The sequence below is a fragment of the Sulfurovum sp. TSL1 genome (assembly GCF_019972135.1).
GTDB lineage: Bacteria > Campylobacterota > Campylobacteria > Campylobacterales > Sulfurovaceae > Sulfurovum.
In genome coordinates this window covers 414,486-440,312 of the sequence record NZ_BPFI01000001.1, presented here as the reverse complement: position 1 = coordinate 440,312, position 25,827 = coordinate 414,486, and the positions used below count along the sequence as shown (strand labels likewise).

27 protein-coding genes are annotated in these 25,827 nt (G+C 39.3%); 17 read left to right on the top strand and 10 right to left on the bottom strand.

Annotation, left to right across the window (positions count from 1 at the left end):
* Nucleotides 1-19: 19 nt before the first annotated feature.
* Complete coding sequence (locus LDM98_RS02205; RefSeq protein ID WP_223897705.1) at nt 20-1,252, bottom strand: COG3400 family protein; 1,233 nt, start codon at nt 1,250-1,252, stop codon at nt 20-22.
* Between the two features lie 343 nt (nt 1,253-1,595).
* Between LDM98_RS02205 and tgt the strand changes: the two genes are divergently transcribed.
* A complete protein-coding gene (gene tgt / locus LDM98_RS02200) occupies nt 1,596-2,714 on the top strand; it encodes a tRNA guanosine(34) transglycosylase Tgt (protein WP_223897704.1) in 1,119 nt (372 codons plus the stop codon).
* 46 nt (nt 2,715-2,760) lie between these two features.
* Here the strand turns inward: tgt and LDM98_RS02195 are convergent, their stop codons facing one another.
* The gene (locus LDM98_RS02195; RefSeq protein ID WP_223897703.1) at nt 2,761-3,654 is read right to left on the bottom strand and encodes a 5'-nucleotidase; all 894 of its coding nucleotides are present in this window, start codon (nt 3,652-3,654) and stop codon (nt 2,761-2,763) included.
* A gap of 114 nt (nt 3,655-3,768) precedes the next feature.
* On the opposite strand from LDM98_RS02195, the gene LDM98_RS02190 reads away from it, so the two are divergent.
* The 3 genes from LDM98_RS02190 to LDM98_RS02180 are packed head-to-tail and all read left to right on the top strand — an operon-like array spanning nt 3,769 to nt 6,613.
* Nucleotides 3,769-4,116: a gamma-glutamylcyclotransferase gene (locus tag LDM98_RS02190; protein WP_223897702.1), complete on the top strand. Its 348-nt coding sequence runs from the start codon at nt 3,769-3,771 to the stop codon at nt 4,114-4,116.
* Nucleotides 4,117-4,173: 57 nt separating this feature from the next.
* Nucleotides 4,174-4,737, top strand: a complete 564-nt coding sequence (locus LDM98_RS02185) for a LemA family protein (protein WP_223897701.1) — start codon at nt 4,174-4,176, stop codon at nt 4,735-4,737.
* A 4-nt stretch (nt 4,738-4,741) separates the two neighbouring features.
* A complete protein-coding gene (locus LDM98_RS02180) occupies nt 4,742-6,613 on the top strand; it encodes a DUF2207 domain-containing protein (protein ID WP_223897700.1) in 1,872 nt (623 codons plus the stop codon).
* Nucleotides 6,614-6,831: 218 nt separating this feature from the next.
* Here the strand turns inward: LDM98_RS02180 and wrbA are convergent, their stop codons facing one another.
* On the bottom strand, nt 6,832-7,443 hold the full coding sequence (wrbA, locus tag LDM98_RS02175) for an NAD(P)H:quinone oxidoreductase (RefSeq protein WP_223897699.1): 612 nt from the start codon (nt 7,441-7,443) through the stop codon (nt 6,832-6,834).
* Nucleotides 7,444-7,595: 152 nt separating this feature from the next.
* Between wrbA and LDM98_RS02170 the strand changes: the two genes are divergently transcribed.
* Nucleotides 7,596-7,937, top strand: coding sequence for a hypothetical protein (locus tag LDM98_RS02170; protein WP_223897698.1), 342 nt, complete (start codon nt 7,596-7,598; stop codon nt 7,935-7,937).
* Between the two features lie 213 nt (nt 7,938-8,150).
* Here the strand turns inward: LDM98_RS02170 and LDM98_RS02165 are convergent, their stop codons facing one another.
* Entirely contained in the window at nt 8,151-8,516 is a 366-nt protein-coding gene (locus tag LDM98_RS02165; RefSeq protein WP_223897697.1) for a hypothetical protein, read from the bottom strand.
* A gap of 76 nt (nt 8,517-8,592) precedes the next feature.
* Nucleotides 8,593-9,669 (bottom strand): tRNA pseudouridine(13) synthase TruD, encoded by a 1,077-nt coding sequence (gene truD, locus LDM98_RS02160; RefSeq protein ID WP_223897696.1) that lies wholly within the window; start codon nt 9,667-9,669, stop codon nt 8,593-8,595.
* Between the two features lie 217 nt (nt 9,670-9,886).
* Here truD and LDM98_RS02155 point away from each other — a divergent pair, with 217 nt between their 5' ends.
* The 4 genes from LDM98_RS02155 (at nt 9,887) to LDM98_RS02140 (ending at nt 13,221) form a co-directional block, all read left to right on the top strand.
* Nucleotides 9,887-10,363, top strand: coding sequence for a hypothetical protein (locus LDM98_RS02155; RefSeq protein ID WP_223897695.1), 477 nt, complete (start codon nt 9,887-9,889; stop codon nt 10,361-10,363).
* A gap of 121 nt (nt 10,364-10,484) precedes the next feature.
* The gene (locus LDM98_RS02150; protein ID WP_223897694.1) at nt 10,485-11,159 is read left to right on the top strand and encodes a phosphoglycolate phosphatase; all 675 of its coding nucleotides are present in this window, start codon (nt 10,485-10,487) and stop codon (nt 11,157-11,159) included.
* On the top strand, nt 11,156-12,613 hold the full coding sequence (locus LDM98_RS02145) for an FAD-dependent oxidoreductase (RefSeq protein WP_223897693.1): 1,458 nt from the start codon (nt 11,156-11,158) through the stop codon (nt 12,611-12,613). The genes LDM98_RS02150 and LDM98_RS02145 overlap by 4 nt, the downstream gene beginning before the upstream one ends.
* Entirely contained in the window at nt 12,610-13,221 is a 612-nt protein-coding gene (locus LDM98_RS02140; RefSeq protein ID WP_223897692.1) for a hypothetical protein, read from the top strand. The genes LDM98_RS02145 and LDM98_RS02140 overlap by 4 nt, the downstream gene beginning before the upstream one ends.
* A 13-nt stretch (nt 13,222-13,234) precedes the next feature.
* Here LDM98_RS02140 and LDM98_RS02135 read toward each other — a convergent pair whose 3' ends face one another.
* Entirely contained in the window at nt 13,235-14,062 is an 828-nt protein-coding gene (locus tag LDM98_RS02135; RefSeq protein ID WP_223897691.1) for a thiamine-phosphate kinase, read from the bottom strand.
* A 142-nt stretch (nt 14,063-14,204) separates the two neighbouring features.
* On the opposite strand from LDM98_RS02135, the gene LDM98_RS02130 reads away from it, so the two are divergent.
* The 6 genes from LDM98_RS02130 (at nt 14,205) to LDM98_RS02105 (ending at nt 20,172) form a co-directional block, all read left to right on the top strand.
* The gene (locus LDM98_RS02130; protein WP_223897690.1) at nt 14,205-15,272 is read left to right on the top strand and encodes a hypothetical protein; all 1,068 of its coding nucleotides are present in this window, start codon (nt 14,205-14,207) and stop codon (nt 15,270-15,272) included.
* A 142-nt stretch (nt 15,273-15,414) separates the two neighbouring features.
* Nucleotides 15,415-17,142 carry an FAD-binding protein gene (locus LDM98_RS02125; RefSeq protein ID WP_223897689.1) on the top strand — a complete coding sequence of 576 codons (1,728 nt, stop codon included), beginning with the start codon at nt 15,415-15,417 and terminating at the stop codon, nt 17,140-17,142.
* Nucleotides 17,143-17,152: 10 nt separating this feature from the next.
* Nucleotides 17,153-18,142: a succinate dehydrogenase/fumarate reductase iron-sulfur subunit gene (locus LDM98_RS02120; RefSeq protein WP_223897688.1), complete on the top strand. Its 990-nt coding sequence runs from the start codon at nt 17,153-17,155 to the stop codon at nt 18,140-18,142.
* A 9-nt stretch (nt 18,143-18,151) separates the two neighbouring features.
* Complete coding sequence (locus LDM98_RS02115; RefSeq protein WP_223897687.1) at nt 18,152-19,042, top strand: CoB--CoM heterodisulfide reductase iron-sulfur subunit B family protein; 891 nt, start codon at nt 18,152-18,154, stop codon at nt 19,040-19,042.
* A gap of 263 nt (nt 19,043-19,305) precedes the next feature.
* On the top strand, nt 19,306-19,692 hold the full coding sequence (locus LDM98_RS02110) for a class II SORL domain-containing protein (protein ID WP_223897686.1): 387 nt from the start codon (nt 19,306-19,308) through the stop codon (nt 19,690-19,692).
* 225 nt (nt 19,693-19,917) lie between these two features.
* Entirely contained in the window at nt 19,918-20,172 is a 255-nt protein-coding gene (locus tag LDM98_RS02105; RefSeq protein WP_223897685.1) for a DUF3862 domain-containing protein, read from the top strand.
* 94 nt (nt 20,173-20,266) lie between these two features.
* Here LDM98_RS02105 and LDM98_RS02100 read toward each other — a convergent pair whose 3' ends face one another.
* The 3 genes from LDM98_RS02100 to LDM98_RS02090 form a co-directional block, all read right to left on the bottom strand.
* On the bottom strand, nt 20,267-20,677 hold the full coding sequence (locus LDM98_RS02100; protein ID WP_223897684.1) for a hypothetical protein: 411 nt from the start codon (nt 20,675-20,677) through the stop codon (nt 20,267-20,269).
* A 116-nt stretch (nt 20,678-20,793) separates the two neighbouring features.
* The gene (locus tag LDM98_RS02095) at nt 20,794-21,078 is read right to left on the bottom strand and encodes a hypothetical protein (protein WP_223897683.1); all 285 of its coding nucleotides are present in this window, start codon (nt 21,076-21,078) and stop codon (nt 20,794-20,796) included.
* A gap of 44 nt (nt 21,079-21,122) precedes the next feature.
* Nucleotides 21,123-21,623 (bottom strand): zinc-ribbon domain-containing protein, encoded by a 501-nt coding sequence (locus LDM98_RS02090; protein WP_223897682.1) that lies wholly within the window; start codon nt 21,621-21,623, stop codon nt 21,123-21,125.
* Between the two features lie 227 nt (nt 21,624-21,850).
* On the opposite strand from LDM98_RS02090, the gene LDM98_RS02085 reads away from it, so the two are divergent.
* Complete coding sequence (locus LDM98_RS02085) at nt 21,851-22,105, top strand: hypothetical protein (protein ID WP_223897681.1); 255 nt, start codon at nt 21,851-21,853, stop codon at nt 22,103-22,105.
* 78 nt (nt 22,106-22,183) lie between these two features.
* Here the strand turns inward: LDM98_RS02085 and LDM98_RS02080 are convergent, their stop codons facing one another.
* A complete protein-coding gene (locus tag LDM98_RS02080) occupies nt 22,184-23,104 on the bottom strand; it encodes a NifU family protein (RefSeq protein ID WP_223897680.1) in 921 nt (306 codons plus the stop codon).
* Nucleotides 23,105-23,414: 310 nt separating this feature from the next.
* Here LDM98_RS02080 and LDM98_RS02075 point away from each other — a divergent pair, with 310 nt between their 5' ends.
* Nucleotides 23,415-25,751, top strand: a complete 2,337-nt coding sequence (locus LDM98_RS02075; RefSeq protein WP_223897679.1) for a diguanylate cyclase — start codon at nt 23,415-23,417, stop codon at nt 25,749-25,751.
* The last annotated feature ends 76 nt before the right edge of the window (nt 25,752-25,827 follow it).

Sequence of the window (25,827 nt, the reverse complement as noted above, 5' to 3'; positions counted from 1 at the left end):
TTTATGTCCCCTGGAACCTTTATGTGCTTGCAAAAGGAACAAGCAGTTTGGGATGCTTGTTGGTAGTAAGAAGAAAGTCCTGTATTCTGTTGGAAATGAATTTTCTAAGGCTATCTGTATTGAGACTTTTTTCAAAAGGTGCGATCTGGAGTATATCTTCCATATTTGAAAGTTCACGTATAGGATTAGCCACCTTTTGTTCGATGTTCAACTCCATGTTAAAGATATGTGCCAGTGTCTCATAATGGTTTATGATCATCTTTTTACTCTCAAAATCGCCTTCGGGGTTAAAGTCACCCAGTGTTAACCCCAGTCCGAGTGTCTCTGATATGTCAAAAGCTGTCGAAGAAATGGATTCCATTTTTTCATTTTCACTCATCAATACGATAGAGTTCTTGATGTTATACAGCAGTTTATCCCCAAAAAGGAAGACCAGTTTTTTTAGATCATAGAGTGTCTCTTTAAGGTCATCTGCTTCAAATGTAGGGATACTGTTCATCACAAGCCCGATGTCAAACTCATGTATATCATTTTCTATCAGTAATTTGGCATTTTCATTTTCATAAGAGATGGAGATCGTCACACATTCTGACTCCAAGGTCTTGAGTTCTTCGATCAAATCAAAATCATTGGGGTATAAAATACGCACGAAAAGTGATTTGTCTTCCAGTTTTTCTATAAGGTAAATACTTTGTTTAAGGCAGAGTAATGCCTCTTTGTTATCATGTCTTAGATCAAGGATGAGATAGATGTTCTTACCAAAGGGTTCAGGGAAAAGACCTATTCTTTTATTGATGGTCTTGTATACACCGTTCAGTACGATAGGTTTTCCCAGGATAAGCAAGGTATCGTTGGGACGTATCATCGTGGTACTTTCCGGAAGTATCAGTTTTTCATCTCTATAGAGTGCAGCGATCTTCCATTTTTGCTGAAGGATCGACCCTACATGTCTATAGGCGTAAGAACTTCCAAAAGGTACATGGACTTCCATGATCTCTCCCTGGCCCAGTCCGACATTCTGTGCGACCAAAGGCACATTGGGCAGTTGATCATAAAGATGGGCCGCTATGAGTTTATCACTATGTACGATGGTAATGTTCTCATGGTCCTTCCCTATCTTATGGTCATCCCATTGGTTGACAAGCGTGATACGTACCTTAGACTTGATCATGGCTATATTTTTTAGTACATATCTGGCATCTTCCAGATCTTCCATGACCACAAAAATATTTGAGAATTTGGTCTGATGCATAATACGATTCAATTTTGAAAAACTTGTAGGGTCGGCATCAATGATCGTAATGTTCTGGCCTATTTTCTCAGGTATGGTATGCTCTTTATAGCATGTGACATAATATTCGTTGTCCGCAACCCTGTTTTTACTGACCCATTCGATAAAATGTCTGGCAATACTGCCACTGGCTAAAATAAGTATATTTTTGATGAGGATCCTTTATACCATTTACCCATAAGTCAAAGGTATGTAACGACTTTTCCTACGTATAGTACAGGTGTCATATGAAGCGTCACTTTTGTCTTATTTTGTAAAATATAGATATACTTCCGTAATTATTTTTGAGGGATATTATAACACAATGGAATTTCAGATAGATAAAACAGATGGTAAAGCAAGAGCCTGTACGATAAAAACAGCCCATTCTACGATACAAACACCGGTATTTATGCCTGTAGGTACGGTAGGTGCGGTCAAGGCACTTGATGCAACCGATCTTGCTACATTCATCAAGCCGGAGATCATACTGGGGAACACTTATCATTTATACATGCGTCCGGGTGATGAAACGATCAAAACCATGGGTAAACTGCATGGATTTACGAAGTATCCTAAAAGCTTTCTGACAGACAGCGGCGGGTTTCAGGCTTTTTCACTTTCAGATAATGTCAAGATAGATGAAAATGGTATTCATTTTAGAAGTCACCTTGACGGAAGCAAACACTATTTTACGCCCAAAAAAGTGATAGATATCCAGCATAACCTGGGATCGGATATTATGATGATACTTGATGACCTTGTTGCCCTTCCAGCTACCCAGGAACGTATCCAAGCGAGTATCGAACGTACCACACGTTGGGCAGAGGAATCCATAGACTACTTCAGAACCAAGCAGAAAGAAGGTATCGGTGTCGATCAAAACATTTTTGCGATCATCCAGGGTGGTACCGATAAAGCATTTCGTGAGAAATCAGCCAAAGAACTCTGTGCGATGGATTATGACGGTTTTGCCATTGGCGGTCTCAGCGTAGGAGAATCAAATAAGGATATGTATGACACGGTAGAGTGGACCACGCAGTTCATGCCCGAAGAGAAACCACGTTATCTTATGGGTGTAGGAACTCCTGAAGACCTGGTCGAGAACGTTGCACGTGGTGTGGACATGTTTGACTGTGTAATGCCTACGAGGAATGCGCGTAACGGAACCCTCTTTACAAGTTTTGGTAAAGTCAATATCAAAAAGGCTGAATACACGACGGATGAAGCTCCCATCGATCCTGAGTGTGGCTGTATGGTCTGCCAAACCTATTCAAGGTCCTATTTACGCCACCTCTTCCGTGCAAGAGAGATCACCTACTTCAGGCTCGCAACGATCCATAATCTTTACTACTATCTTCACTTGATGACACAGATGAGAGAGGCGATACAAGCACAAAGGTTTGATGCATTTAAAGCAGAGTTCTACGAAAAACGGAAATAATATTTAACGCATCTGATACCAAGGAAAAGTAGTATAATATTAAATACTATAAACGTCTGTATGGGACTTTGGCAGAAGGGGTCTCTTTGGATGTATGTTCTAGATGCGTATCCTGGTCATCAAAAAATATATCAGCACCGAACGCTTTAACGACTTCGTATTTTTGTACACCGCCTTGGAAAAAAGCTTCATCTACACGTACACCCCATCCCTCTAAGGTACCTAACACTCTTTCATGTGTGGAGAAATTTCTTGCCGTCACCAGTGCTGTACGGATCGGTGAACCTTCCATAGGGAACTTGTCCTGTATCTCTGATATTGTTTTAAGAAACTTGAAAAACGGTCCTTGGCTTAACGGGTTTTTGGCATTTTGACGTTCGTGTTCGATGAATGCTTCCAAGCCTTTTTCTTGATAGACTCTTTCACTTTCGTCTCCAAATAAGACAGCATCTCCATCGAAGGCAATTTTTACCATATCACTCTCTTCAGAGGTGATAGGGGTGTGTGGGAGTATGGTCGCAGCAGCTACTCCCGAGTTTACTGCTTCCTCAACATCCGGGGAGTGCACAGAAAGAAACAGGTCTACTTTAAACGCTTCAAGATACCTGCTTACAGGTGTACCTGCGGTCCAGCCTGTTCGTTCTATATCCAGTTTGTAGTGTTCTATGGATCGTCCTATTCGTAAGCCTGTCGCAGCATTATTGCGAGAAAGGATGATCACTTCAATGAGTTTGTTGTCAAATTTTTTATTGATCGCAAGCAGGTTCTGTATAAATTTAAATGCAGAACCTTTGGATAATGGTTCATCCAAATGAGACAGCTGATAGTTATAATATGCTTCTAATCCCTCTTTGTCAAAGATGCTATTTTCTTCTTCAAGACTAAAGAGTGCACGAGAAGAGATGGCAATTACAAGTTTGTTCTGAAGATCATAAGCCATAAGTTTCCTTTTATTGTTTGCTGTATTGTAGTCAATTTTACTTTATGAGTCAGAGAAAAGAGTGTACCAAATAAAACCTATGCTAGAATTCTTTTACTAAATCAAAGGTCAAAGATGGAAACACTGTTTGTATACGGTACGCTGATGCCAAATTGTCCCAATGGTCATGTACTGGAAAATATCACAGGTAAGTTTGTCCCTGCAACGGTTCGAGGAAACCTTATAGGCGCGGGTTGGTCGGCTTCTATGGGGTATCCGGGTATCAAACTCGACCCGCATGGCGATACGGTTCATGGTTACCTGTTCTACTCACGGAATCTGGATGAGCATTGGGAATATCTCGATGAATTTGAAGGAGATGAGTTTATCCGTACTGCTGTGAGTGTTGAGAGATATGATGAACTCGACGTAGATACTTTTATCTATATCCTCAAGGAAGAGCAAGAACATTTAGAAGAGTAAAATAGTATCTTTGGTTATAATAAAGCCATACAACATACAACATGTAAAGGAAGAGAAATGAGTTTTGGAAATATTGTTTTACTCATCATTGTAGCTGTAGCTGCTTATCTTGTGGTCATCTATAACAGGTTCATATCTTTGCGTACGGGTATAGATGCTTCATGGTCCGATATCGATGTTCAGTTGAAGCGTCGCTACGATCTTATCCCGGCACTGGTCGATACGGTCAAAGGGTATAAGGATTATGAAGCAGAGACGCTTGAAAAAGTGATACAGGCACGCCAACAGGGTTTGGATGCAGGAAGTATAGAAGAAAAGGCTGCCGCAGCCAATATGATCTCCGGGGCTCTGGGTAAACTCTTTGCTCTGGCAGAAGCCTATCCTGATCTCAAGGCGAATACCACATTTATGAACCTTCAAAATGAATTGTCAAGTATAGAAGATGCGCTCCAAAATGCAAGACGTTACTATAATGCCATCGTAAGAGATTATAACTATAGACTTGATTCTTTTCCTGATCTGTATGTAGCGAAAAAGTTTAACTTTACCGCGCGTGAGTATTTTGAACTGGATCAGAGTGAAGCCGAAGCTGCGAAAAAGATGCCTAAAATAGACTTTTAGCCTTATGAAAAAACTACTGATCCTCATCCTCCTCTTTTGGGGGTTGAATGCCTCTGCTTACGCTGAAAAGATTACAAACTATAAGATAGATATTACGGTAGAACAGAGTGGTGAACTCTCTATCGTAGAGTATATTACGTATGACTTTGAAGGTAGAAATAAGCACGGGATCTTTCGAGATATTCCCTACACCGTCAAAAGAAACGATCTTATAAAAGATCTGGGGCTCTATAACTTTTCGGTACAGCTTGACGGGGGAATCGTAGAGTGGCAGCAGTCCACACTTGCTTCTACACAGGCAGGAGATGTCTTACGTCTGAAAATAGGTTCACCAAACAGGTATATCACGGAGGAACACCACTATAGGATCGCTTACCGTGTGAAAAAAGGGGTGCTTCCTGCTGCCCAGAATGAAGACGAGGATGCGATACGTTGGAATGTCATCGGTACAGGATGGCAGGTCCCTATTACCAATATTGAAGCAAATTTTTTCCTACCCTCTTCCCTCAGTCAACATGATATTGCACTCTCAACGTATACAGGCCATTATGGCTCAAAGGCTTCTTCTGCTACAAGTATGTGGGTAGATCCAAGACATCTGCAAGTCAAAGCAGCAAAACTTTATCCCTATGAAGGAGCAACGGTCGAGCTGGCATATCCGGCCGATATTTTAGATCAAAATGGACTGGAGAATGTCAAAGCCACTTTTACGGAGTGGTTTTTGGCCCATTTTCATTGGGCTGCATTGGTCGGTTTTTTGTTCTATTTTTATCATACCTACACGAAGAATAGAGGATTTGTCGACAAACGGTCCATAGCAGTGCAATATGATCCTCCCAAAGGGCTGAGTCTGTTGGAATCAGGACTTGTTCTGGACAAGTTCGCTGACAATAAAGACTTTGCAGCAGCTGTACTTGAACTGGCACATTTGGGGCATCTGGAGATAGACCAAAGAGAGAAGAAACTTGACCCTCTTTTGATACGTAAAGAGAGTGAGACATCAGATTTAAGAATGGACCAGAAGTATCTGCTTGAACAGGTACTTTTTAAAGGGAAAAACAGTTTTGTGCTCTCCTCTGGTTCCGAAGAAAAAGCATCGGCTCTGCAGAAAGGGTTCAAATATATCAATGACAACCTTTATACTTGGTCGGTGGCAGATGGGTATATGGTCGAGAATCCACAAAGAGTACGCAGAAACTTTTTGTTTAAGAGTATTTTACTTTTATTACCTGTGGTGGGATTGGTGTTCTACAACCTCTATGTGAAGTTTGGAGAAGAGGTGATTTTTCTTCTTATCTTTCCACTGGTCTTTGGCGGTGTAGGTCTCAATGTTATGACATTGAATAGAAACTGGTTCTCTAAAATCACAGGCCTTATCTTCGCAGTAGCAGGAATGATGCCTTTTATTGCCATACACAAAGAGGGGATACATCTCAATGAATTGATTCTGGGTCCTTTAGGCGTTTTGATCGTACTGGTGGCAGCTTTGGTTTTAACCTATAGAAAGATAGGAAAGTTTACACGAAAAGGTGCCTATACATCGAAGCATCTACTGGGATTAAAAGAGTTCATCAAACGTGTAAAAGAAGATGAGATCAAAAGACGTTTGGAAATGGATCCGCTTTATCTGGAAACGATGTTGCCGTATGCCGTTCTTTTTGATGAAGCGGACCATTGGCTCTCCTTCTATGATATACTGCATGTGAACCCACCGTATTGGTATCATGGAGATATTTCAGGTCTGGGTCGATTCTCTTCTTCTGTTAGCGCAGCATCCACATCACCTTCCAAAAGTTCCAATGGCGGCAGCGGTTTTTCAGGTGGAGGTGGTTTCTCGGGAGGCGGCGGCGGAGGTGGAGGCGGCGGCAGTTGGTAATGCATTCGGATACGCTCTATGAAGATATAAAAGTGATGCTCTACCAAACTAGGCCGCGTACCAAAGCCTCTTTATCTACGCCACGACTGACTTTATCTCTTTTTTATACAGTATCTGATTGAATAGTGGCATGATAGAGGACTGGAATTTCTCTCCACATCTGAATTGGGATGTTTCTCAAGCCGTACCTCTGAAGCAGATTCTTAGAGTATTTTTCATCACGTTGTGAGTTTCTTTGCGATCTCTGCGACATAGGCACCCTGGTATCGTGCTCCGTCAAGCTCATTTTTACTTGGGAATCGACTGCCATCTTCTCCAGCGATCGTTGATGCACCATAGGGAGAGCAGCCACTTATTTCTTCCATCATCCTCTGTCCTTCGAACGTATAAGGCAAACCTGCAATGATCATACCCTGATGCAGGAGAGTAACATGGAAGGTCAATATCGTTGATTCCTGTCCCCCGTGCTGGGTACTTGAACTCGTAATCACACTTCCTACTTTCCCTACCAACGATCCCTTAGACCATAGCTCTCCGGTAGCATCAAGAAATTGTCGCATCTGTCCACACATATTTCCAAATCGGGTAGGTGTACCGAAAATGATCGCATCAGCTTCACTCAGCTCCTTTACAGTGCATACAGGTATATGTGACTGCTGTTTCTGGGCTTCAGTTGCACCCATTTTTTCTAATATCTCCTCGGATAACGTCTCTGGAGCCCGGCGCAGGATAGCTTCTGCATTTGCAACAGATCGGACTCCCTCAGCAGCTTCTTCTGCCAGCCTGTAGATATGTCCGTACATTGAGTAGTAAACGATCAATACTTTCATTATAACAACCTATTTTTTTATTTGTTATAACTATAGTTAAAATTTGTGTACTCTCTATGTAGCAGTGAGATGCCTCACAGTGTTGATGCTAAAAATATGGCAATTTGACATATTTTTAGCTTTTCTATGACCCTTTACCATACAATACCGCCATGTATAACAAGAAAAAAGAAAGATTATATATCTGTGACCTACTGGACAACCCTGCTGTTCCTTACCCCTCTTACTATGTATTAAGCAGTGCTATGCATAACAATGAGATGCTGCAAACAGCTCTGATAGCCCTGCATAGTTTTGACTTCAGCTATTACGAAACAGCCAAAAGCCATGAAGATATCTTTGCCATGTTGCATTCAGGGACATTTCCTATCTATAAAGAAAAATACATTGTTGGATATTTTGGAAATAAAATGATGTACCTGGAATCGAATGGGTGGAAAGGAATGCCTGCTACAGAGGAGATCTTCAAAATAGAAAACTGGCTTGTGTGTTAGGTTAATTAAAATAATTTGAACAAATTTTATTTATAAGTTTTAAATTAAGACTAAATTTATCTTATTTAGATAAAATTCGCACATATCTTAGGTATGGCAGTTTTTTTTATTCTTCCTCCTTTTAGAAAAACATCATTGTCTCGACTACCAACGAAACAAACCCAACGTTGCTGTATCTAAGATAAAATTTCCTTCAATTTACAATTTCAGTGACTATCTATATCTGTGGCGATTGTTATATTGTTTTCTATTTTGATAATAACCATATTTACCTACACGTGCACGATAACTGTGTCCATGATGGTATCTATATCCCCTATGGTAGTAGTGGCCGTTTCTAAACCTCTGTCCTTTATAATAATAAAATCCGTTACGATAATATCCACCATAGTAATATCTGCCATCGTAATAATAGTATGGATGACCATAATAGTGAGGATGACTGTAGACTGAGGCGGCCACAACACCAACCCCTACTCCAGTAGCAAATGCTCTTTCCTGTGGATTACACGCATTAAAGATCAATGCTGAAGTAAGTATGCTTGCTGCACCTATAAGTTTAAGATTACTTCTTATCATGCTACATTCCTTTGTAGTGGTTATTGAATTAAATCATAAACCAGAAGTGTGCAATACGTGTGAAATGATTTTTTATCTAAGCTCCGGTGTCTTCTCCGCCTCTTAGAACGTCCAAAACATTTGTAGCGTAACAGCCTTTAGGCAATGCAAAGCTCAGTTCATAATGGGCTTTTTCTTCTACATAGTTTTTATTGATCTCGGTTACCTGTATCCATGCATAGCGTCTGGCACCATTTAAATTCATATCTTCTGCAAAAGGTGCTTCTATCAAACCGGCAACACCTTGGGCCCTGTTTGTTTTTTTCCCAGGAAGCAGTCCTGCAGGTGCGATATCCTTAGCCTGAAAGCGTATCGCCTCTTCTTCCAGGTTCTCTACCGTAAATAAACGCCCGTAAGGGTAATGCATCATCACATCACCCTCTACCAGTTTAAAGAAGTTCGGCTGGGACTTTGTTCCCCTGAGTGAGCCTTCAGGCAAGTTCATCACCTGTTCGGTCTCAGCTTCAGTGAATTTTTCAAGCAAGTGATTGAGTTCCATACGCTTGGAGAGCCACTGGTTAAAAAGGTAGCTTTGGTAAGCACCCATCAAGAACTCTTTCGTTTTTCTATCACGTATTTTGAGTGTTCCCTCTATGAGTTTTTTCCCATCTTCCCAGTTGTTCCCATCCGTGCCGAAACGCTGGTTACCAAAATAGTTTGGAACACCATTGGCTTTTATCCAGTGAATGACAGAGTCCAATTTGTCTTTTTGGACACCAAGCACTTTTTTCAAACGAATTTTAAAACGGTTTCCTTTTAGATGCCCTACTCGTATCTTATTGTTGTGTTTTGTACTGTCAAGTATTTTTATCTTCTCATGGGTAAATGTTGCCAATTTCTCTTCAAATTTCGCTGGCAGAGAGATATATTGTATCGTCATAGCATGTTTGTCTTTTAACCCAGCATAGCCCATATCACGGCGGCGTATACCTACATGGTTGGAGATGATATCGAGCATCTCCCATGTCGTTAACTCTTTTTTTCGTACTTTGAGTACCAGGTGCTCACCCTCCCCCGTAAATTCATACAGAGGTATCTCTTCTACGGTAAAATCTCTAGGAGAAGAGTTAAAAACAAATTCATTTTTGACGTTCAGTGGGTAGATCAGTTTCATGGGCTTCTTTCTGTTTTAGTGAGTGATATTTTAGCTGAAAAGTGATTAATTACCTATCTCTAGTTCAGAGGAATTGTGAGATATATTTGCTTCATCCTGCTACTACGCTTTTTACCTGAGAAGCTTCTAAGTTAACTGCTATATAATATTCCATAGAGACTATAGTAGCATCAGAAAAAAGGATTTGAACGTCCATCTTAAATAATAGGCTTAATGTATGAAAAATGTATCTATGATCATCATCATTGCTTTAGTCTTAGGAGGAGTGAAAGGATATTCTCTTTGGCAAGAGAGCTTGAAAAACGCAGCACTTACCGCTGTGGTATCCGAAAAACTTAAGCACAAAAAAGAAGTATCCAGGCTCAAGAAGTCCCATGAGAAAGAAATAACCAGGATAAAGCGTAAGTATCAGAAAAAATTGGCAAAAGTAAAAGCCAGAGAAAGGGCTAAAGCAAAGATCCAGAGAACCCTGTCTGCCATGCCGGTCATGGGAGTTGCCGCTTTTGGCTTATTTGAAAAAGTTGAATATGATCATTGGAAGAAAGAAAATCCGACAGGTACATTTGAAGCGTATACCGATGAGATCACTTTTGAAATGAATGAAGTGCTTAAAGAGGAATACCGAGAATACTATGAAGAATATCAAAAATTTCTCTCCATCTATGCAAACAGGCCCATTGACCCAAATCTGTAACACTGCATGGTATGAAAGTTGCAACTTTTCTGTAGATTAAGCATTTTTAGCTAAAAAATGTATAATCAACCGGAATAATATAAATAAGTTATATATAAAAAGTCAGAAGAAGGTTTTAAATTTGAAATTCACTCAAAAAAAGGTCATTTTATTTGATCTGGATGGCACACTGATCGACAGTGTACCGGACTTGGCATCAGCAGTCAATCATATGTTAAAAGCATTAGAGCGTGAGACATTCAGTGAAGATACGATTCGCTACTGGGTGGGCAACGGGGCACAAATATTGGTCAAACGTGCCTTATCAGGGCAGACAGAGATAGATGAAAATCTCGATCCGGCACTGTTTGAAAAGGCTTTAGATATCTTTTTAATGTTCTATGGACAGAATCTTTGTATCGATACGGCTACCTACCCCAATGTAGCTACTACACTACATACCTTAAAAGAGAAAAAGTACCGTTTGGTGATCGTGACCAATAAACCTTTTAATTTTGTCGGCCCTATCCTGGAAGCGCTGGGACTTGATGGCGTGTTTGACTTTTGGTTGGGAGGAGACAGTCTGGAGAAGAAGAAACCGGACCCCCTCCCCTTACTGCATGCATGCGAGCATATGGATGTAACTGTAGATCAGTGTGTGATGGTCGGTGATTCCAAAAATGATCTCCTGGCTGCAAAAACGTGTGGCATGCAGAGTGTCGGTGTCACGTATGGGTATAATTATGGAGAAGAGATCGGGATATATGACCCAACATATATCATAGATGATTTTTCGGAGTTAAGCGCACTGCTATGAGTATGATAGAAAAGAGTAAAGCCAAAATTGCTATTATTGGTGGAGGTGCTGCGGGTTCAAGTGCAGCGCTCTACTTTGGTCAGCTTGGACTACATGTGACACTGTTTGAAAAGGATGAAAGCTTAGTGAGTGGGCCGCCATGGTGTCATTTGCATGCCGGGGGCAATCTTTATCGTGAAATATCTGATGCACAGTGTATCGCTTTACTGAAACAATCCATAGACTTTTTACGCTTCTACCCTTTTGTCGTAGACTACAGACCTACAGTGATAGTCTTACCCACTACCGACAGTTCCACGCCTGAGGCACTGCTTCCACGTCTTAAGTTACTGACAGAGGAGTATAAAGCACATATCGCCAAAGACCCCAAGAATGAAGTGCTGGGAAAACCGGAAAACTATTATCAGGTCTACAACAAAGAAGAGATAGAAAGACTAAGAGAAAAAGCATTGGTCCAAAGACCAAAAACATCTGACGAATGGATGATACCTGTAGCCAAAAACATCGATCTGGATAAAGTACAGTTCCCTCTTGTTCTCGTCCAGGAGTACGGACTCAACCTTTTCAGGCTTTCAGCCGGTGTAGCAATGACCCTTGAAGCACTGGACTGCGTCACACTCCATACAAAAAGTATCGTCTATAATGTACAGCAAAATGTTCAAACTGAAGGCTGGGATATAAGTTATGTCAAAGAAGATGTCAGCCATACAGATTCTTTTGATTATCTCATCAATGCTGCGGGCTTTAAAACAGGCAAGATCGATGATCTTTTAGGTGCACCCTGTAAGTCGATGGTAGAATTCAAAGCAGCCTATGTGAGTCACTGGGATGGGTCTGAAGGTACACAGTTCCCCGAAATTGTTTTTCATGGAGAGCGTGGTACACCTCGAGGTATGGGACAATTCACTCCCTACCCCGGAGGCTATTTTCAACTGCATGGCATGACCAAAGAGATCACACTCTATGAAGATGGGCTGGTCTCAAGTTCTCTTGTAAGCTGCCAACCCAGATTGGGGCAGGATTTTATAGACAAGATAGAAAAATCCTGGACGCAAGAGGAGACAGAAGAACGTACAAAAGCTGCGATTGAACATCTCTCTCAGTATATTCCCTCATTTCATACGGCAACGGTAGGAAGCAAACCGCTTTTTGGTGCACAGCAGATCCCTGGTGATGACCCGACCTTGCGTGTGGCGGAAGTCTCTTTCCCCAGAGAGCGTTATGCCAGATGCGAGATCGTCAAAGTCTCTTCAGTGTTGGATATGATAGATGCCATTGCGAAACAATTCATTGAATTAGGGTACCTAAAGGCCGATATACTGGGTAAACGTGACTTTACACATGCTACAGAGCTGGATGAGACTTCATTAAGAAAAAGAGCAGAATCCATCGCAGTAAAACGTCACTACCCGAGCGCTTTAGCCAACAGAAATATTTCAAAGCAGGTCCCATGAAACTCTTTTCTCTCATAGTATTAACCGTCAATATGCTTTTCGCTACTGCAGAGCTTGAACATGTCACACTGGGAAATCAGGACTTTTCCATAGTCACGGAATCCTATGAGATCTATGACTCTAAAGGTGAAGTGATGAAGTTTTATAAAGAAGAACGCAACAATGACCTCACCTTTGTATTGAGTTTGATCTTAAAAGACAAAACAGGTACCTGTGCAGATAAAAGCATACAAGAAGGCGCTTATGAGATCAACGGTACAACTATCACACTTTACAGTTTTTGGGACAGGAAAGGAAAAGCGTATGACAGCCCTTACGGAGCAAGGATACAGCAGTATGAAATGCTCCCGGATCATACGGTCGTATTAATATCAAGCAAGGTCTATATAGAAACAGCAAGAAAAAGTTATGACAAAGAGAGTGGGATGAAATACCTTTTTACCCCTCCAAAAACAGCGTTGGAAAAGGAAGCACTTCACACCTATATCAAATCGGTAGAAAAAGAGTTTAAAGGTGTCTTTGTATTTGGGGAGGAAGCAAAGATGCTTCTGGATGAAGTGCATGAAGCATTTAGACGACAGATAAAGGCTCAATGGCAAAGCCAATGAGCTTTTTGACTGACTAAAAGTGGTGACTTTTACACTTATACCTATCACTGTTCTTAGCCACTTTGGCAAAGACGGTTAAAGGGGTATTGGTCTCTTCGGCGATCCGCATGACATCACTGTAATGCTCCGGTGCAAAACTTACCAACATTTCATATTCTTCTCCGCTAAGCCCCATCTCATCGTCGATCTTTTCAAATTCATGAAATCCATATTTATTAATATCTAACATCTTGTTCGTATCGCAAAAGAGTCCATCTGAGATGTCCATACCTGTCCGTAAAAAAGGTCTTGCTTTGGTTACAAATTCGGACCTTAAAGTAGGCTCAAAAAAGCGGGAATCATCAGCTATTTTTTCACCCCTGGAAAGAGCATCAAAGTCTCGTTTACTCTCTCCCAGTGTTCCTGTATAGGCTAACAGATCCCCCTCTTTTAATCCTGTACGTAAGAGAGGGGTATCACTTTTCGAAATGATCGTAATAGAGAGATGAAGCTTGTCTCCTCCTATCGTGTCTCCTCCGATGATCTCACAACCGTACTCTTTTGCTGTCTTGTCCATACTATTCATGAGTTCATCTATCTCATCTTCAGTAACACTGTGAGGCAGAGAGACGGTAATAAGAGCAAATTTCGGCTGAGCATTCATGGCAATGGCATCAGAAATGTTGATAAGCATCGCTTTACGTCCTATCTGTGCTATGCTCATCCATTCACGTTTGAAATGTGTATCTTCAAAGAAAGCATCCATGCTGTAAAGCGTATCTCCTACAACAGCGGCATCATCACCTACATACTTCGAAGCTAGGTTGTTTATAAGGTATTGTTCTTTATCCTGTTTGGGCATAGTTTCTGTCCTTTGAGCGCTTAGATCTTTAGAATTGGTAGAATTGTAACATAGTTCAAGTGTTTTCGCTTTAGTAAGAGTCAAATAGTCTCATTCATAGTTGTATAAGTTATACTAAATAATCTTTATTAAGGAAATACCTATGTCATATACACTTGAAATAAGAGCATTCTTTTTTAATGCGAAAACAGACTATCTGCCTTACTACAAAAACTTCACGATCCGGGTGAATGAGGATGCGACAGCGAAAGACCTGCTTGTAAAGATACAAGAAGAGAACGAAAACTTCAGTTTTCCGAAACAAAAACTTATCATGAAGATCAACGGTCTTGTTGTAGAGGCGAAGCAACCTGTTTCAGCGTTGGTGGAAAGACTTGGAACCTCTTTACAGATCGATCCGGCAAACAGCTATCGTTCCAATGATGGACTGAAGATCAATGACAGTGACTTTATGGAAAGTTTTGAACTTTTGGCTCCTTATGCTTCAGAATCAGATCTAACATACTACAAAACATTGTATGCACTTCACTATGCATCAGAGACAGAAAACTTTAACCGTGAGTACATCGGTGATGCAGTACTCGTTCTGGCACATAAAATGATCACAGAAGGGTCAGAACATAAAGAAGCGATACTTGAGGCGATCACTTCTGTGAACTCGGGATTGTTTGACTGTGAATATGAAAACAACCTCTTTAATGCCCAGGACCATACTGCTGCGATCAATGAACTCAAAGCGATGGCTAAACCGGAAGAAGGTCCTTCTCTCTGTGCAAGACTGATAGCACGCTTTTCCAAAAAAGAGGAGAAAGAGATTGAAGCTGCTGTACCCGAAAGAGCTGTTGAGACGATTGAAAATCTGGAAGAAAAACAGGTCGCACATTATCATGGCCCTGCTTCCCATGATACCATGCACAAACTGATCGCTGAAAAAGGTATGAAAGGTGTGCACTTCTCAAGATCTGGAAAACTTGCCGGACTTGGGATATTGGAAGAGAACAGAGACCTTGCCTTACAAAAAGCAGGTGTCATACTTTTAGATGCGTATGACCGTGGTGCTGAAGTGCTTATAGTTGAAGATCTTGACATACTTGACATGTTCAGGAAACACTATGCTGCCATAGAAAAAATAGTAGGTAGAAAGATAAAAGGTCTAGAACTTATCTCTGCAAATGATTTTGTTTTGCAAGTAAATTCTATCGCAGCATGATCCACAAGTAGTGTTGGCTGAATTGCCACGCTACGAAACTGTACACCTCCCTACTTTTCCTCGCTTATACTCCAATTTATTACGAAAATTAATGCTAAAAAGATATAATAGGCCAAATTGTAAACAAAAGGATATAGATACTATGAGCAAAAACTCAGATATTAAAATCTACGAATATGACGCAGTCATCGTTGGTTCTGGACTAGCTGGACTGGCAGCAGCTAAAGAGTTGACAGAAGCAGGGAAAAAGACAGCGGTTATTACAAAACTTCACCCATTAAGATCTCACTCAGGCGCAGCACAAGGTGGAATTAACGCCGCTCTTGGTAAGGATGATTCTACGGAACTTCATGAGTTCGATACGGTAAAAGGTTCTGACTATCTTGCAGACCAGGACTGTGTTGAACTTATGTGTTCAAAAGCTCCTGAGACTATCAGATGGGCAGAGCGAATGGGAGCTGTATTCTCAAGAAATGAAGAAGGTGATATTGCTATCAGACCTTTTGGTGGACAGTCCCAGCCTAGAGCATGTTATGCAAAAGACAGAACAGGACTTACACTGCTTCAGACTATTTATGAGCAGGCATTCCGTGCTGGTGTAGAGATATTTGATGAGTGGTATGCTGCTGATCTTCTCTATGAAGATGGAAAAGTATCTGGTGTTGCTGCCTATAATATCCGTAATTCACAACCGGCTATATTCAATGCAAAAGTAACGATGTTCGCTACAGGCGGACATGCCAGAGCCTATAGATTTAACTCAAATGCACATGCGAACACGGGTGATTCTCTTTCAATTGTAGCACGTCATGGTCTTCCTCTTGAAGATATGGAGTTTGTTCAGTTCCATCCAAGTGGACTTGGTGGTTCAGGTGTACTTATCTCAGAAGCGGCACGTGGTGAAGGTGGCCGTCTTTACAATTCTGAAGGTGAAAGATTTATGAGCAAGTATGCACCAAATGCCATGGAACTTGCTTCACGTGACGTTGTATCCAGAGCTATTATGGAAGAGGTACGCCAAGGTAGAGGTGTAGGTAAGGATGGCCAGTCAGTGAACATTGATCTTACCCACCTTGATCCTGAGATCATCTTAACACGCCTTCCGGAACTACGTGAACTTGCTATCGCGTTCCAAGGACAGGACATGCTTAAAGAGCCTATTCATATTTCGGCAACAGCGCACTACTCTATGGGTGGTATCCCCGTAAATATCGACTGTCAGGTTCGTAAAAATCCAAGAGAATTGGTAGAAGGTTTCTACGCAGCTGGTGAGTGTTCATGTGTATCGGTACATGGAGCGAACCGTTTGGGTGCAAACTCAGTACTTGAAGCCCTGCTCTTTGGTCGTCATGCCGGTGAAAACATGATCAAGGCACTTGATGAAGGTATAGAATTGCGTAAAGCTACTGCTTCAGATGCTGACAGAATGATCGAAGAGATGCATAAGATCAAAACGTCAAACGGTATTGAAACGGTTCCTGGACTCAGAATCGAGCTTCAAAACGGGATGACCGCTGATGCAGGTGTATTCAGAAGTAAAGAATCTTTAGAAAGACAAATGGCGCTTATCGATGATCTTTTGGAAAGATTTAACAACATCCGTATAGATGACAAATCAGACACTTTCAATACAGATCTTCAGGAAGCTTTAGAGCTTGGACATATGTTAGAGTTCTCTAAGTTCATTGTTGTCGGAGCGCTTAACAGAGAAGAGAGCCGCGGTGGTCACTATCGTGAAGACTTCCCTAAAAGAGATGATGAGAAGTTCTTGAAGCATACCTATGCATATATGGATAAAGATTTTAACATTACCCAAGAATGGGGTGATGTAGTGCTTGGTAAGTTTGAGCCTAAAGAAAGAACATATTAAGGAGGTCATGATGAGTGAAACTAGAAAAGTAACAATAAAAGCATTCAGATTTAATGCTGAAACAGACTATCTTCCATATACAAAGCAGTATGAAATGGAAGTAGGAAAAGATGATTTGATCCTTGACCTTATGAACAGAATCAAATGGGAGCATGACGGAAGTTTCTCTTATAGACGTTCTTGTCGTCACGGTATCTGTGGTGCCTGTGCAATCAAAGTCAACGGAAAAGCGGTTCTTGCCTGTAAACAAAATGCTATCGAACTCTTAGACCTTTTTGATAATGACATCACGCTTGAGCCAAGTTCTAAAAAACGTGCTATCAAAGATATGATCATTGACAAATCAGACTTCTGGGAAAAACATGCAGCGATCAAGCCTTATGTCGTTGCAGACGTTGATCCTCATCCAACACATGAGACAAAGCAATCTATCAGTGAGTTCAATAACTTCCTGGATTCTGATCTTTGTATCCAGTGTGGTGCGTGTCACTACTCATGTCCTGCTCTTGAAGTGAACCCGGAGTTCTTCGGACCTGCTGCTTTTGCTGCGGCATATAGGTTTACTGTAGACACGAGAGACAGTGCTGGTGCAGAACGTCTGGAGTTGACTGCACAGGCAGGTCAAGGTGTTTGGGATTGTGTGAAGTGTTTTGAATGTGCAGAAGCGTGTCCAAAAGAGATCAATCCTATAGAGAAGATCACAAAACTTCATAACATGCAGTTTGAACAGGGTATTGCTGAGCGAAACGTGGCAACAAAACACGCAGAAGGTTTCCTTAGAGGTATGAAAAAGTACGGTTATCTTGATGAAGCAGATATCGTTACCTACTCTGAAGGCTTACTCGGTGCATATAAACACATAGGTACTGCGATGAAAATGATGAAAAGCGGTAAAATTCACTGGCATTCAGGGGTACCGTTCATTGACAGTATTCCAAAGATCAAAAACTTGGATGAAGTTCAAAAACTGATTGAAATTTCACAAACAAATAAACTGTAAGGAGAAAAGATGAGCGAACAATTACACTATGCATTATTTACAGGATGTACTGCGAAGCAGTCTACACCTGAGTTACTTTCATCTACACTTGCAGTAGCTGATAAGTTGGGTATCAAGATCACTATATTGGAAGAAGCGAGTTGTTGTGGTGCAAGCCACCTGCAGGACTTCGATGAGTTTTTGGCACACGTACTCAATGCGAGAAACATCTGTTATGCAGAAAAACTGGGCCTTACGATGATCACGATCTGTAATACATGCCAGCTGAACTCTGCGATGACAAAACATGCCCTTGATACCGATCCGGAGCTTAAAGCGAGAGTCAACGAAAAACTTGCGGAAGTCGGGCTTGAGTACAAAGGTACATCTGAGATCAAACACTTCCTCTACACACTTATCGACGAGTATGGTTTGGAGAATGTTAAAAATAAGGTACAAGTACCACTCAGTCATCTGAATATTGCACCGTTCTACGGTTGTCATAACATCCGTCCTTCTGAATTGCATGAAGATGCGAATGGTCATGAAAACCCGTACAAACCTACATCTCTTGACAGTCTTATCGATGCACTTGAAGGTAACCCGGTAGATTATGAGAGTAAGAACAAATGTTGTGGTTTCCACGTAGAACTACAAGCGAACCATACGTCTGAAGTGCTTGCCGGTAATGCCCTGCTGGATGCCATGGATAACAATGCAGACCTCATGGTCACACCATGTCCTCTGTGTCACTTGAAAATGGATACCTACCAGGACAGTATAAGTAAAGTGATGGGCCGTGATGTAGAACTTCCGGTACTACATATGCCGCAAATGGTTGCGCTTGCGCTTGGATGTACAGAAAAAGAGATCGGACTTAACTTCCACGTTCAAAAAGCGAAACATCTTTATACAGCATAATATATGACTACTTCTTAGACCATTCAAAGAGTTACGTTCTGAATGGTCTGATCTATACGATTCTTCTCCTCTTATATACATTCTATTACACTCTTTTTATCGTCACTATTGATTTATGACAGTGAACCAAATGACTCTTTTTGAGTTTTTCGACTGTACTGTTTTGCACAAGAACATAAAAATGAAATAAATAAGACAAATTTTATCCTAATTAATTTTTTTTGTGCTATAATAATCCCACAAAAAAATAAAAAAGGAAAAATATGCCAAAAATCAACAAATACCAAGACATTTCAGAGATCGATAGAGAAGCGAAAAAAGACCTTATCGACAGACACTCTCCATTCATTCACTGTGCAGATACTGCAAAAGCCGGTGAGCCGTTTGAAGTAACTGTAAAAATGGGTAACGAGTATACTCACCCGGATGACTTTGATCACTATATCGAATCTGTAACACTTTTTGATGGTGATACTCAACTTGCAAAAGCAACGTATGTACCGGGAACTCTTGGTAACACTAAAGCACATAACACAACAACTTTTACTATCATCCCAACTGGTAAAAAGCTTAAGCTTAATGCACATGGTTACTGTACTAAGCACGGTATCTGGGAAGGTACGGAAAAAGAAGTAACTGTAGAAGCATAATTATTGCCCTACTCTGTAAGCCTTAAAGCCCTTGTTGAGGGCTTTAGCTTACGCTTCATAACTTCTAACTTACTTTAAAACACCACATACAATTACAACCGATCCATAAAATCTTTTTTGAATGTCCTATCTATTTATGAGTGATCTTTCTTAACTTTTGTTATAATCCCTATGCAAAAAATATAAATGATACATTTATAAGTCTAGTCTATAAAAAGGAAAGAGTTGAAAAAACGGTATTTGATCATCACAATATTCATCTTATTGTTAAGTGGATGCAGCAAAGTGACTAAAGAGAATTACGATAAAATCAAGAGCGGAATGACCTATGAGGAAACTGTAGAACTTCTGGGTAAACCTGAGGGATGTTCAGAAACACTTGGAATAAGCAATTGTGAATGGAAAAATGATAATGCAAGAATAATGATCACATTTATCTCCAATCAGGTGACCATCACTGTTGCAGAGGGTCTTAAATAAGACCCTTAAGTCTTATCGGTATGTTCTAGAACTTTTTCTCATCTCTAGAATGATTCCCATCATTCTGATGGGAATGAAAATAAAGCTGCGGCTCTTAATCTGCAGCCAGCTTCATAGAAATTGCTTCTTTGAGTTCATCCAAGCTTCTATCTACTTTATTGTCAATACCGAGTCTTCCCGGGTTCATAGCTATTTTATCTACGAATTCTACCTTAACAGTATCTGCTGTGTAATCTACTTTTGCATACACAGTCATACGTTTATTCTGATGTCTGTTCTGATATCTGTATGTGTAGTAGTCTTTATTTTTGATACTTTTTTTGAAATAAAGTGATTGTGCAGCATTGTGCATAGTCGGTGTATATTGTGTCCACCCATCCTCAGCAGCAGCATTTTGGATGGTACTGGACATTTGTTCTTCTTTTGTTGTCATTTGAGACGATGCAGATCCGTTAGAAACTAGTAAAAAACTCGCTATAGTTGTAAGTGTTAATAATTTTTTCATGAGTGTATTCTCCTAAATATGTATATATGTTTTTCATTTTTTTGTATTGGTTAAATATTGATATACGAACAATCACACGAGTACATACCAACAAATGCAGGCAGTGTGATCGTGCTTTAAGAGAATATAGGGGGTTTAAAGATATTGTTGAGATAAAGTTGATCTACAATAGGTGTAGTAAAATCATAAAGTGTATAAAATGTTGGATCCTTGAGCGAAAATGTTGACATATTGACAAGTAACTTCTCATCTAACTTCTCTTCCGATCCCTGCTCTTCAAGAGAAACTTCTATTTTGGTTTCCGATGTATTCTCAATAAGTGAAGATGATGAACCAGCAAAGAACATTACATTCAACATAACAATGATGATCGCTAAAAAATATACTTTATGTGATTTCATTGATTGGATATTATCATAGTTAAATAAATATGTCAATATCTATTTTAATGGACGATCATAGCTTCCTTTGCTCTCTTGTTTTTGAGTAATTCCAAATTTTTCCCCCATTCGTTTTGATACTTGCCCACTTCTGCATTTTTTAACGAACACATGACCTTTAGATAACTCCAAACCTTCTTACTGTTACCATGCGCATTGGCAAAATTTTCAAGTACGCATTCTTCCAGTTTTATTAACCTTTGTTTAGCTTCCTGTTCCTGTAATGCCTGATCACGAACGGCGTACACTTTTTCCTGCTCCTGATCTTTTATGATCTTGTATGCTACCAATGCAACTCCACCGACGATGAATACTGATAATGTCGGTAATAGCAGTTTTCTTACTTTTTTTGCAGATTTTTTTGTATCAGAAATAATATTTTGAACTTTCAGATCCGATTTTATAAAACCGGCATTGTCGGTCACATGACTTAATTCCATGCCACAATTACTGCAAAAACGGTCAGACGGGGAAACCTTATGACCACAACTAGTGCAAAACTTCATACTTTTACCTCTCATTTCTTAGATAACCTATGATTTGGTCTATCTATAGTAACGTAAAAAAGATAATATAAAACTGATATTATTAAATATAAAATTCTCACACATCTGCTTCATATGTTTCGTTCTAATCTTTTAGTATAGATTTGATAGGGGGATAAAAGATTTTTATTTTCACACCTTTATCTATCTTCTGCTACACTACGTTTACAAAAGATTAAGGGTTAAAAATGAACATGCAAGAGATAGCAGACACGTGTGAAAAGAAGTTTTTAGAAAAAATAGAAGAGAAGATGGGTGACAGTTCGATTGTACCCTTACCGTTGATCAAAAGATACTGTCGTATGCTCACGATCTATTGTGAATCAGAGGGTAAAGTGACAGAAAGCTTTATAAAATCAATGGAAAAATGTATTAGCGAGATAAAATCTATCGAAGGTATGGATGAAATTTTTGATGAATGCAATCAATGTCCTGAAGAGTAATCTAACAAAGAGTGTCAAAATAAATAAAGCCATACAATAACGTATGGCTTTTAAAAGACCTGGATCTTACTTTTATCATTAAATAGCAATAACATAGATATTTGGATCGAGTTTATCCCTTAGCGCATTTTGTATGGCCTGGAGTGTACCTGTACCTGAACTGGAACAGTCACTGCATGCACCAAGATAACTGATGTAAACCTCAAATATCTCACCGTTCTCTTTGACATTAAGCACATCGATATCGCCACCATCCATAATAAGAAACTGTCTTACAGTGTTGTCTATGGCAGTCTCCACTGCCATAATTTTATATCCTGTACTTAGTTCTCTAAACGGTACATCCGCCAACGCATTCTCTGCTTCTTTTTGTTCTTCCAATAATTTTTGGTGTGCCTCAATGTAGCTTAAAAGGTTCTCTTTGCAAGCAGCGTCCGAAGATCCTGCTTTTGTATACTCTACAAGGCCTTCGAGTGTATCGATGTTATGTAATTCAATAGACTCTTTGATAGAGGCAATGCTCATTGGGCTGTCTTTACAGGGAACAGTTTTTTCTTCATGGCTCAGCGGTGTATGAATATACTCTTTTACCGCCAATTTTGCAGCATCAATCGCGAAAGTGATCGTATAGCGTTCAGAAGCAGGGAGTGCTTCTATCGTAGGGTTGTCACGCAGCAAGCGTTCCAAAGCTTTGTAAGAGATGTCATTGATCTGTGGTATGCTTTTATTCGTACAAATGAGCGCCAGTATATGATTGACTGCAATACCGGACGCTATTCCTTCATACGTATAACGTGCACGAACAATGGTGTCTTCATGTGTGTTTACAGCCCAATATATTGTAAGTTTGTACCCTAGAGATTCATCTCCATAGGTATAGCTAAAAAGTGTGGCACCTAGGGCTTTGGCTTCTTCTTCAGAGATAGTACCTAAATATTTGGGTTCGTTTATAAACATCGCAACCTTGATACCATACTCATTGTTTGTCTGTTGATCCATATTTTTTCCTTTAGGATATAATGTGCACTTTAGCGAGCTAACCTAAAAATAGGCTAAAAAATCATCTAAAATATTTTTAATTTTTTAATTTCTGAATATTATATTCAAAATGCTATTATTAACGAACAGTAGGAAGAATAATAAAAAAATTATTACTGAAAATTATTTTCTTCAGATAAAAAATATGGGTATAATTGATTTATAAATAATTTATAAATGTATATATAAGTGTAGATGATCAAGTTAAAATAATTATAATATTTAGAGGACCAATGGCGAGTTAGTAAATCTTTATGTAAGGGATAAAAAGATGAATAAAATATTTTTAATATTATTTATTTTATTTTCATCTATCATAAATGCAGATAACTCTAAGTCTGGAGATGATGATCTTGAAAAAGTATCTGTTCAACTTTTATGGCTTCACCAGTTTCAGTTTGCTGGTTATTACATGGCAAAAGAGAAAGGATTCTATAAACATTCAGGATTAGATGTAGCGTTAAAAGAATTCAAATATGGAATGAATGTTAGGGATGAAGTGCTTGAAGGGAAAAGTAACTTTGGTGTTGGCAGATCATCATTGATTATTGATAGGATTCAAGATAAGCCGATCATTATACTCGGAGCCATTTTTCAAAAATCACCACACATACTTCTATCTAAAGAATCATCAAATATCAAGAGTGTATCAGACCTGAAAAACAAGCGGGCAATGATTACTAATGATCTGATCAATTCAGCTTCAATTGTAGCGATGTTAGCGAATCAGGGACTCTCCTTAAATGATATAAAGATACAAGAACATACTTTTGATCTTAATGACTTAATCGAAGAAAATACAGATATTATGGGTGCTTACGTCTCTAATGAACCTTATCAACTAAAGAAAAAAGGGATTAAATACAATATATTGGATCCGGCAGATTATGGTTTTGACCTTTATGGTGATCTCTTATTTACTTCAAAAGAAGAACTAAGGCAACATCCTAAGCAGGTAGAGGCATTCTACAAGGCAACATTGAAAGGTTGGGAATATGCTTTTTCCCATATTGAAGAAACGGCTAAGCTGATCAGTACTAAATACAATACACAAAACAAAAGTTTAGATGCTTTGATCTATGAAGGAAGAGTATTAAAAAAGTATGCTTATAGGGATAACATAGATTTAGGACATGTCGATATTAATAAGGTACGACGTATAGCAGATATCTATTTCATTTTAGGGCTTATTGAAAAAGAGTATATTATTGATGATATTCTCTATAGTGACTTTAAAGATAAAAGAAAACTTCAGTTTAGCCAAGAAGAATTAAAATGGATAAAAGAACATCCTGTGATCAATATCGGTGCTCATAAAAATTATCAACCTTTTGAATATGTTGATACAATGGGACATACGGGAATGGTTCGTGCATATTTGGATATTCTCGAAAAAAAAATAGGTGTTAAGTTTCAGGTAGAAACGTTTTATAGTCGGTCTGAAGTAAAGAATAAGATGGAATCAAAAGAACTGGACATGCTGGGTCTGTCTATTTTAAGTGCAGATCAAATTCAATATGTAAATTATACTAAACCTTATCTCTCTTTCCCTATCTCGATTATTACAAAAGACAATGTCTCATATTTGCATGACCTGCGACAGCTTAAAGAAAAAAAAGTAGTTATACAGAATGGCTCTATCACTCAGCATATACTTGCCAGAAAGTATCCGAAAATGGATTTTATTGGAGTCCCAACCATAGAAGAGGGATTAAAAATGGTCTCATATGGAAATGCTTTTGCTATGGTAGAGAATATTGCAACATGCAGTCACTATATTAAAGCAAATGGGTTAAGTAATTTAAAAATTTCCGGAGATATGGGTGAGCATTTAGAATTGAGAATGGCTGTACGAAAGGATTGGCCTGAATTTGCTTATATCTTGCAGAAAGCCATGGATTCCATCACTGAAAAAGAAAAAGATGATCTATATAGTAATTGGCTGTTCTTTGACCATAAACATGAAATCGATTACTATGTACTTATGAAGATCATTGCTGGATTAATTGTTTTATTGATAATTCCCATGGTTTGGGTCGTTTTACTACGGAATCAGATCATAAAAAGAAAAGAAGTAGAAAAAGAGCTTCAAGAAGCTGTGAAAAAAACAACGAAACTTTCCCTCACAGATACGCTTACGGGGATTTGCAATCGTTTATATTTAGATCAGTTCTTAGAAGAGGAGATACAAAGATCACAAAGGTATGGTAATGATTTGTCTATTATTTTAATAGATATCGACGACTTTAAAAGTGTAAATGATCAGTATGGCCATATTATAGGGGATAAGGTTTTAGTTGATCTTGTTGCTATCATCTTACCTATGATACGTAAAACTGATGTCTTTGGAAGATGGGGAGGAGAAGAGTTCCTTATAATCTGCACGGAGACAGATTTAAACTCAGCGTTAGAAGTTGCAGAAAGTATTAGGTCAAAGGTCGATGCGAATAACTTTAAAACAGTCGGTAATAAAACGGTCAGTATGGGCGTTACGGCATTTTCTCCAAATGATACCATAGTGAGTATAATTTCTCGTGCGGATAAGGCACTGTATAGAGCAAAAATGAATGGAAAAAATGGAATCGTTTCCAATGAGAAAACAAAATAGAACTCTTGTAAGAAGGCTTTTAAGTATTATGTCAACTGTTCAGCAGGAAGTGTACTATTTTCGTATTTTATTAGAA